General features: G+C 73.9%; 8 protein-coding genes and 1 rRNA gene. 5 read left to right on the forward strand and 4 right to left on the reverse strand.

Annotation, left to right across the window (positions count from 1 at the left end):
* Positions 1-131 precede the first annotated feature (131 nt).
* Positions 132-923: an SDR family NAD(P)-dependent oxidoreductase gene (locus tag ACI789_RS19985; protein WP_457011107.1), complete on the forward strand. Its 792-nt coding sequence runs from the start codon at positions 132-134 to the stop codon at positions 921-923.
* Between the two features lie 36 nt (positions 924-959).
* Here the strand turns inward: ACI789_RS19985 and ACI789_RS19990 are convergent, their stop codons facing one another.
* Entirely contained in the window at positions 960-1,772 is an 813-nt protein-coding gene (locus ACI789_RS19990; RefSeq protein WP_457011108.1) for a mycofactocin-coupled SDR family oxidoreductase, read from the reverse strand.
* Between the two features lie 61 nt (positions 1,773-1,833).
* On the opposite strand from ACI789_RS19990, the gene ACI789_RS19995 reads away from it, so the two are divergent.
* Positions 1,834-2,406 carry a TetR family transcriptional regulator gene (locus ACI789_RS19995; protein WP_457011109.1) on the forward strand — a complete coding sequence of 191 codons (573 nt, stop codon included), beginning with the start codon at positions 1,834-1,836 and terminating at the stop codon, positions 2,404-2,406.
* A 158-nt stretch (positions 2,407-2,564) separates the two neighbouring features.
* Here the strand turns inward: ACI789_RS19995 and bar are convergent, their stop codons facing one another.
* From bar to ACI789_RS20010, 3 genes are all read right to left on the reverse strand, one after another.
* A complete protein-coding gene (bar, locus tag ACI789_RS20000) occupies positions 2,565-3,668 on the reverse strand; it encodes a barbiturase (protein WP_457011110.1) in 1,104 nt (367 codons plus the stop codon).
* Between the two features lie 24 nt (positions 3,669-3,692).
* The gene (locus ACI789_RS20005) at positions 3,693-4,664 is read right to left on the reverse strand and encodes a carbamate kinase (RefSeq protein WP_457011111.1); all 972 of its coding nucleotides are present in this window, start codon (positions 4,662-4,664) and stop codon (positions 3,693-3,695) included.
* A 93-nt stretch (positions 4,665-4,757) separates the two neighbouring features.
* The gene (locus ACI789_RS20010) at positions 4,758-5,576 is read right to left on the reverse strand and encodes a PHP domain-containing protein (protein WP_457011112.1); all 819 of its coding nucleotides are present in this window, start codon (positions 5,574-5,576) and stop codon (positions 4,758-4,760) included.
* Between the two features lie 81 nt (positions 5,577-5,657).
* Between ACI789_RS20010 and ACI789_RS20015 the strand changes: the two genes are divergently transcribed.
* The 3 genes from ACI789_RS20015 to ACI789_RS20025 form a co-directional block, all read left to right on the forward strand.
* Complete coding sequence (locus ACI789_RS20015; RefSeq protein ID WP_457011113.1) at positions 5,658-7,880, forward strand: DEAD/DEAH box helicase; 2,223 nt, start codon at positions 5,658-5,660, stop codon at positions 7,878-7,880.
* A gap of 106 nt (positions 7,881-7,986) precedes the next feature.
* Complete coding sequence (locus tag ACI789_RS20020; RefSeq protein WP_457011114.1) at positions 7,987-8,610, forward strand: alpha-ketoglutarate-dependent dioxygenase AlkB; 624 nt, start codon at positions 7,987-7,989, stop codon at positions 8,608-8,610.
* A 505-nt stretch (positions 8,611-9,115) separates the two neighbouring features.
* A 16S ribosomal RNA gene (locus tag ACI789_RS20025) occupies positions 9,116-9,181 on the forward strand; the annotation flags it as partial.

Here is a 9,181-nt window from a genome sequence, read left to right on the forward strand (position 1 = left end):
TCGGTGTGCTCCCGTCCGGCCCGACCCCCGGGTCGCACTGTTCGGCCGACACGGTAGAGGAGCCGGCCTGCCGAGCCCCGGAACCGGGCCGTCTGCGGAACAGCCCGCGTCGCCCGCGCCTTGCTCTGCTCGTGCAGATCGACCTGAGCAGCCGCCGCGCCGTCGTCACCGGGTCCTCGCAGGGCATCGGCCTGGCCATCGCCACCGGACTGGCCCGGGCCGGGGCGGCGGTCGTCCTGACCGGGCGCGACGCCGGGAAGCTCACCGGGGCGGCCGACCGCCTGCGGGCCGACGTCCAGGGCGCCGAGGTCGCCACCGTGGCCGGGGACGTCACCACCGACGAGGGCACCGCCGCGCTGCTCGACGCCGTCCCGGCCGCCGACGTGCTCGTCAACAACCTCGGCGTCTTCGGCGCGCAGCCGGTCCTGGAGATCCCGGACGACGAGTGGCGCCGCTACTTCGAGACCAACGTGCTGACCGCCGTCCGGCTGACCCGCGCGTACCTGCCCGGCATGCGCGAGCGCGGCTGGGGGCGGGTGCAGTACATCGCCAGCGACTCGGCGGTGGTGATCCCGGCGGAGATGGTGCACTACGGGGTCACCAAGACCGCGCTGCTCGCCGTGGCCCGCGGGTTCGCCAAGGAGGCCGCGGGCTCCGGCGTGACGGTCAACTCGGTGATCGCCGGGCCGACGCACACCGGCGGCGTCGAGGAGTTCGTGCACTCGCTGGTCGGCGACCTGCCCTGGGAGGAGGCGCAGCGGGAGTTCATGCGCCGGCACCGGCCGAACTCGCTGCTCCAGCGGCTGATCGAGCCCGAGGAGATCGCGAACATGTGCGTCTACCTGGCCTCGCCGCTGGCCTCGGCGACCACCGGCGGCGCGCTGCGGGTCGACGGCGGCTACGTGGACGCGATCCTGCCCTGACCGCGGGCCCGGTCGCCGCCGGGCCCGCGGCCGGTCTCAGCGGGCGAGCGTGCCGAGGTCGACCGGCAGCGCGATGCCGGTGACGTGCCGCGCCTCGTCGGACGCCAGCCACGCGACGGCGGCGGCGATGTCCTCCGGCTGCGACACCTGGTCGGGCAGCGTCTGCATGAAGATCGGCCCGAGCGTGCTCGCGTACTGGGCCAGCAGCGGCTGCATGTCGTCGACGGTCATCCCGGTCGCGACGCCGTGCGGGTGGACGGTGTTGACCCGGATGCCGTACTGGCCGAGTTCGTTGGCCATCGTGCGGGCCAGCCCCACGACGCCGTGCTTGCTGGCCGCGTAGTGGCCCAGGAACGGCAGCCCGCGCAGGCCGGCCACCGAGCTGGTGATGACGATCGAGCCGCCGGTGCCCTGCTCGATCAGGACCGGGACGGTCGCCTTCGCGGTGAAGAAGACGCCGGTCAGGTTGGTGTCGATCATCTCCTGCCACTGCTCGATCGAGATGTCCCAGGAGAGGTTCGCCGAGCAGATGCCGGCGTTGGCGACGACGACGTCGAGCCGGCCGAGCTCGGCCACGCCCTCGGCGACGACGGCGGACACGGCGTCGAAGTCCCGGACGTCGGCCTCGCGGGCGACGATCCGCCGGTCCTGCGCCTCCACCAGCCGGACCGTCTCGGCGAGGTCCTCGGCCGTCGGGCCGGGGTAGGCCGTCGTCTTCGCGTCGGCGTTGACGTCCAGGGCGATGACGTCGGCGCCCTCGCTCGCCAGCCGGACCGCGTGCGCCCGGCCCTGGCCGCGCGCGGCGCCGGTGACGAGGGCGACCTTGCCCTCGAGTCGACGGTTGCTCATCCCGTGCTCCTCCCACTCGTTGCACTCAGTGCAGCGGACTCTAGGGGCTAACGTGCACGGAGTGCAGCCACTCGGCGCCCGGGAGGCGCAGCGCCGGGAGAGTTGGCGGGCCCTGCAGGCCGCCGCGGTCGACCTGGTGGGACGACGCGGCTTCGCCGCGGTCACGGTCGACGACATCGCCGCGGCGGCCGGTGTCTCCCGGCGGACGTTCTTCAACCACTTCCCGACCAAGGCCGCCGCGCTCTTCGACCCCGACCCCGGCGACGCCGACCGGCTGGCCGGGCTGCTGGCCGCGGCCGACGGTGCGGCCGACCCGTGGACGGCGCTGGGCGCGGTGTGCCGTGAGTACCTGACCACCCACACCGGCACCCTCGCGGTGCGGCGCCGGCTGGCCGACGACCCCGAGCTCGCCGCCTACCAGCGCACCGCCTACCGGCACATCGAGGGCGCGCTGGAGGGCTGGGCGCACCGCCAGCTCCCCGGCGACCCCCTCGCCGCCGCGCTGGTGGTGCAGGCGGCGGCCGCGGTGCTGGGCGCGGCGTTCACCGCCTGGCACCCGGACGAGGACCCCGCGCGCTTCCTCGACCTGGTCGCGCGCGGGTTCGCGCTGGTCGCGGTGACCCTGGACCGCTGACCCGCCGCGCCCCCTCCGCGTTGATCATGGGGTCGTTGCCGTCGGACACGCCGGTGGCGGCGCGTCGTCCTGCGACAACCCCATGAGCAACCGCGGGTCAGGCGGGTCAGGCGGGTCAGGCGGGTCAGGCGGGTCAGGCGGGCCTCACCCGGCTGTCGTCAGGCCTTGACGATCGCGGCCACCGGGCCGCCGCCCGATGGGCCCTGGTGCACCGCGGCGACGGAGACGAACACCGCCGGGTCGCCGGTCACCGACGCCGTCACGCCACCGACGGTGGCCTTGATCTGCCGGTGCCAGTGGACGTCGGAGTCGTCGAGCATCGCGTTGCGCCGGCCGCGCACCTTGCCGGTCGGGTCGGCCTCGCACTTGAGGAAGACGTTGACCAGCCGGTCGCCGAGGTCGGTGTGGTGCGGGCGCTCGGGCAGGTCGAGGCCGGCGTTGCGGATCGCCTCCCAGATGCCGTCCTGGTCCAGGGCGTCCTTCATGACCGAGTGCCCGATCCGGTAGTTGCCGCCGTGCCCGCGGGCGTTGCCGACGACGACGATCTGCGCCTGGTCGAGCTCCACGCCCGACGAGCAGGAGGCCACCGACGAGAACAGCGACAGGTCGCGCATGACCTGCTCCTGCGTCGGCATCTCGATCTCGCCGAGGGCGACGGCGATGCCCAGCGCGGTGGTGCCGTTGGACAGGTCCATCGACCCGTGCGGCTCGTCGTAGTAGGTGGTCTGCCCGCGCTCGTGGGCGTCGCGGATCGTCTCGATGGTCAGCAGCGGCGTCTTGGTCTGCACGTAGTGGACGTCGGCCGGGTCCTCGATGCCGGCCTCCTTCATCGCCCGGCGCACGCCGTCGGCGACCTTCTCGACCATGGAGATGCGGCCGATGTCCTCGGGCAGCAGCCGCTCACTCATCGCGAAGCCCACGGTCAGCCGCGGCTCGTCGGTCTTCTCGACGGCGTCCTGGGGCAGGGTCGCGAAGATCGTGGCGTGCGGGCTGATGACGCCGTCGGTGCCGCCGGACCACACGATCGGGATCTGCTTGACCTCCTCGGCCGAGCGCGTCCCCTTTTCCTGCAGCACCTCGCGGAAGGCGCGGTCGGCGATGATGCGCGTGTAGTCGTTGACGCCGCCGTTGCCCTCGGTCTTGCCGATGACGGCGACCACCCGGTCGGCCTCGAAGACGCCCTCGTCGATGAGCTTGGCCAGCTCGGAGGCGTCACTCACGTTGTGCAGCGGGACCTTGCGGACCTCGATCGGTGCGGGCACGGCGTTCCTCTCGGTTGTCGGTGCTCAGGCGGTCAGGGTGGTGCCGGCGTCGTCACTGCGGACGGCGTCGGAGATGTGCTCGAGGCTGGTGATGACGGCGCGGCGGACCTGTCCGGCGCCGGCCGCCGCGCCACGCTCGACGAACCGCAGCGCGGCGTCGACCTTCGGACCCATGGAGCCGCGGGCGAACTGCCCGGCCGCGGCGTGCGCGCGCAGCTCGGCAGCGGTGACCCGGCCCAGCGGGCGCGCGTCCGGCGTGCCGAAGTCGACCATCACGTTCGGGACGTCGGTGGCGATGACCAGGGTGTCGGCGCCCAGCTCGGCGGCGAGCAGGGCGGCGGTGAGGTCCTTGTCGATGACCGCCTCGACGCCGTGGAGGGCGCCGCCGTCGCCGCCCTCCGCCACCGGGATGCCACCCCCGCCGGCGCAGGCCACGACGAAGCCGGCCGCGGCCAGCGCGGAGATGGCGGGGACGTCGATCACCGACCGCGGCTCGGGGGAGGCGACCACCCGCCGCCAGCCGCGCTCGCCGCGGTCCTCCCAGATCTGCCCGTGTGCGATGAACTGCTCGGCCTGCTCGCGGGGGAGGAACCGGCCGACCGGCTTGGAGGGCTCGCGGAAGTGGGGGTCGTCGGGGTCGACGAGCGTGCGGGTGACCAGGCTGGCGGTGCGCTGGGGGAGGCCGCGGGCGGCCAGTGCGGCGTCGAGCTCGTCGGCGAGGGTGAAGCCGATCGTCGCCTGGGTCTGCGCGACGCACCAGTCCAGCGGCACCGGGGGGACCTCGTGCGCCGCCAGCTCGTTCTTGACCAGCAGGTTCCCCACCTGGGGGCCGTTGCCGTGGGTCAGCACGACCTCGACACCGGTGGCCACGACCTCCGCGATGTGCACCGACGCCGAGGCGATCGCCACCTGCTGGGCGGCCGGCGTGGCCGAGCCGTCCGGCCCGGTCATCGCGTTGCCCCCGAGGGCGATCACGACGCGGCGGGGTGAGGTCACCCCCCCGACCCTAGCGGCAGTTCTCTTAGCGGTGAAGTAGTTCTTCGCGGTGCCCAGCGGTGCCGAGCGGTGCCCAGCGGTGCCCAGCGGGGCTCAGCGCCGCCAGAAGTCGAACGCGTCCCGTCCGGGGCGGAACCCGGCGGATTCCACGACGTCCACCGCGAGGTCGAAGTGCTGGCCGACGACGGCCGGCTGGTGGGCGTCGCTGCCGAAGCTGACCGCATCCCCGCCCTCCTCGAAGAACCAGCGCACCTGGTCCACCGAGGCCAGCGGGCTGGTGGTGTTGACCTCCAGCGCCCGGCCGGTGTGCGCCAGCGCCCGGAAGACGGCCCGGTACTCCTCCTCGAAGTCCTTCTCCGAGTACCGGTCGCTGCCGCCGGGCCAGTACCGGCGCGGGAAGTCGACGTGGGCCAGCACCTGGAAGACGTCGCTGTTCTCGACCATGTCGACGACCTCGGCCAGGTAGCGGCGCATCGTGGTGTCGGGGTCGGGGTAGAGCAGCCGCCCGACGCCGTACAGCCGGCCGTCCTCGCTCAGCGAGTGCAGCGATCCGAGCACGCGGTCGACCGGAGCGTCGCGCAGGTGGTCGGCGACGCTGGCGGCGAACAGGTGTGGCTCACCGGTCTCCACGCCGGACCAGATCCGCAGCTCGGGGAAGCGCTCGCGGCACTCCTCCAGCTCGGCGAAGTACCCCTCGACGTCGATCGGCAGGTGCCGCGAGGCGTGCCGGTCGACCAGGCCCTCGGCGGTGGCGCGGTCCTCGGGGGACCAGGTGGTGAAGTCCAGGTGCTCGGTGAAGGCGATGGCCGGCAGACCCCGGGCGACCGCCCGCTCGCAGGCGCGCACCATCGTCGCCGAGTCGGGGGTGTCCCAGGACCAGTGGGTGTGCACGTGGTTGTCCGGCGGTCGCATCGCCTGTGGATCCTCCTCCATCGTCCCCAGGATCCGCGCGGCAGCCGGTCCTGTCGCCTCGGGTACCTACTGTCGGGAGCCATGAGCTCCGTCGCGCCCCCGACGTCCGACCTCGCCGCCGAGGCCCTCGAGGTCCTGCGCGAGCTGACCGGCCGGCCCGACGCCGAGTTCCGCGAGGGGCAGGACGCCGCCGTCGCCGCGCTGGTGGAGCGATCGGAGCGCGCCCTGGTCGTGCAGCGCACCGGGTGGGGCAAGTCGGCGGTCTACTTCGTCTCGACCGCGCTGCTCCGCCGCCGCGGCGCCGGGCCCACGCTGCTGGTCAGCCCCCTGCTGGCGCTGATGCGCGACCAGGTGACGGCGGCCGCGCGGGCCGGCATCCGGGCCGTGGAGATCTCCAGCGCCAACGCCACCGAGTGGGACGACGTCGCCGCGCGGCTGGCCGCCGACGACGTCGACGTGCTGCTGGTCTCGCCCGAACGCCTGACCAACCCGCGGTTCCGCGAGGAGCAGCTGCCCGACCTGGTCGAGCGCTGCGGCCTGCTGGTCGTCGACGAGGCGCACTGCGTCTCCGACTGGGGGCACGACTTCCGCCCCGACTACCGCCGCATCCGCGACCTGCTGGGCACGCTGCCCGCGGGCACGCCGGTGCTGGCGACCACGGCGACCGCCAACGAGCGGGTCGTGGCCGACGTCGCCGAGCAACTGGGCGCCGGCGGGGTCTCGGTGACCACCGTGCGGGGTGCGCTGGCGCGGGACTCGCTGCGCCTGGGCGTGCTCCGGCTGCCCACCGACCGCGCGCGCCTGGCGTGGCTGGCCGCCCACCTCGGCGACCTGCCGGGCAGCGGCATCGTCTACACGCTCACCGTCGCCGCCGCGGAGGAGACCGCCACCCTGCTCCGGGACGCCGGCCACGAGGTGCGCGCCTACACCGGGCGGCTGGACGACGCCGACCGCCGCGAGGCCGAGGAGGCGCTGCGGGAGAACCGGGTGAAGGCCCTGGTCGCGACGTCCGCGCTCGGCATGGGCTTCGACAAGCCCGACCTGGGGTTCGTCGTCCACCTGGGCGCGCCGTCCTCCCCGGTCAGCTACTACCAGCAGGTCGGCCGGGCCGGCCGCGCCGTCGAGCACGCCGACGTGCTGCTGCTCCCCGGCCCGGAGGACCTCGCGATCTGGCAGTGGTTCGCCACCTCCTCCATGCCGCGGGAGGACCACGCCGCGGCCGTGCTGTCCGCGATGGCCGACGGCGCGGCCTGGTCGGTGGCCCGGCTGGAGACGGTGGCCGACGTCCGCCGGTCCCGGCTGGAGCTGCTGCTCAAAGTGCTGGCCGTCGACGGGGCGGTCGAGCGGGTGCAGGGCGGCTGGCGGGCCACCGGCCGGCCGTGGGTGTACGACGCCGACCGCTACGCCCGCGTGACCCGCACCCGCGAGGCCGAGCAGCGCGCGATGATCGCCTACGCCCGGCCCGTCGACGAGGCGCAGTGCCGGATGGCCTTCCTCCAGGAGGCGCTGGACGACCCGACCGCCGCGCCCTGCGGCCGGTGCGACGTCTGCGCCGGCCCCTGGTACACGACCGACCTGCCCGAGGCCGCGACCCGGGCCGCCTCCGAGGCGCTCGACCGGCCCGGCGTGGAGCTCGCGCCCCGCGCGATGTGGCCCACCGGCGCCGACCGGCTCGGCGTGGGGGTGAAGGGCAAGATCCCGCCCGGCGAGCAGATGGACCCCGGCCGGGCCGTCGCCCGGCTCACCGACCTCGGCTGGGGGCAGCGGTTGCGTTCCCTCCTGGGCGACGACGGCGTGGGTGGCGTCGTCGACCTCGAGGCGCCCGGCCTCGAGGAGGACCCGGACGCCGCCTTCGACGTCCCGGTCCGGCGTGCGGTCTCCGACACCCCGCCGGACGACGAGCTCATCCGCGCCTGTGCCCGCGTGCTCGGCGCCTGGGACTGGGCCGAGCGGCCGGCCGCGGTCGTCGCGGTGCCGTCGCGGCGGCGCCCCCGGTTGGTGACCGGCCTGGCGCAGGGGCTGGCCGGTCTCGGTCGGCTCCCCTACCTCGGTGAGCTCTCCCTCGCGCACGGCGGCCCGACCGGACAGCCCGGCGGGAACAGCGCCTTCCGACTGGCGGGGGTGTGGCAGCGGATCGTGGTGGGCCCCCAGCTGCGCGAGCAGCTCGCGGCGATGGGTCCCGTCCCGGTCCTGCTCGTCGACGACCTGGCCGACTCGCGCTGGACCCTCACCGTCGCCGGCCGGGAGCTGCGGCTGGCGGGTGCCTCCCGTGTCCTGCCCTTCGCGCTGGCGCTCACCGCCTGAGCGAGGCACCGGTCGTCCTCACCGTGAGCGAGCTCGCGGTGAGCCCCCGGACGGGGCCGCGGGCGCCCCACTCGTACAGACGTTCGATCGCGCGTAGCCTGCGCCCATGTCGCTCGCGCACCAGCCGTCGATGTGGGACCTGGCGGAGGAACCGACCCTCGGGCCGCTCGCCGTCACCCGGCACCAGCTCGGCCGCGGAGCGTGGGTCGACCACCTGCCGGGGTGGGTCGCCGGGTCCGACGCCGTCCTCGAGGTCCTGCTCGGCGACATCGGATGGCGCGCCGACCGTCGGCAGATGTACGAGCGCGAGGTCGCCGTCCCCCGGCTGCTCCGGTGGTACGACGGAGGCGAGGTGCTGCCGCACCCGCTGCTGACCGAGGCGCGCGACGCGCTGAACGCCCACTACTCCCCGGAGCTCGGTGAGCCGTTCGTCACCGCCGGCATGTGTCTCTACCGCGACGGGCGGGACAGCGTCGCCTGGCACGGGGACCGCATCGGGCGCGGCCGCAGCGCGGACACGATGGTGGCGATCGTCTCCTTCGGCTCGCCGCGGCCGCTGCTGTTGAGGCCGGTCGGAGGCGGCGAGAGCCTGCGCTTTCCCCTGGGGCACGGCGACCTCGTCGTCATGGGCGGCTCCTGCCAACGGACGTGGGAGCACTGCATCCCCAAGACGGTCAAGCCCGTCGGGCCCCGGGTCAGCGTGCAGTTCCGCCCCCGCGGCGTGCTCTGACCGCCGCCGGCCCGAGCCCTGGGCGCCCTGTACGACGGGCTCGACGCTCCTGTGACGCAGCGCTCCGACGCTCGGGAAGAGCGGACCCCGTGGCTGCCGTTCCACCCAGCGCCCACGGACGACGGCTCCCGAGCCGCCCGCCCGGACGCCGAAAGCCCTGGTGAACCGGGCGATCGAGGGAGGACGTACCCCCTCCTGGACCCCCCCTGCAGAGGGCCCTGGAGGTCGTGTAGTGTTCTCTCTGCACCGAGCGAGAACGGACCGGGCCGCCAGCCTGGTCAACCGCCAGACGAACCCCCGCGGTTTGAACTGATGCGGAGCACGGTGTAAAGTGGAGACACCGCCTCGAACGAAGGCCGAAAAGGCTGGAGTTGGAGCGCGTCCGCTCCTTGAGAACTCAACAGCGTGCCGAAAGTCAGTGCCAAGTAACAACCCCTTTGTGGGTTCTTTGGGTTGATGGATGTCGAGAGTGCCAACTCTTGGTTCTCGCCCGGATGCAAATTCATCTACGGAGAGTTTGATCCTGGCTCAGGACGAACGCTGGCGGCGTGCTTAACACATGCAAGTCGAA

The sequence above is a fragment of the Geodermatophilus sp. SYSU D00965 genome, assembly GCF_054050075.1.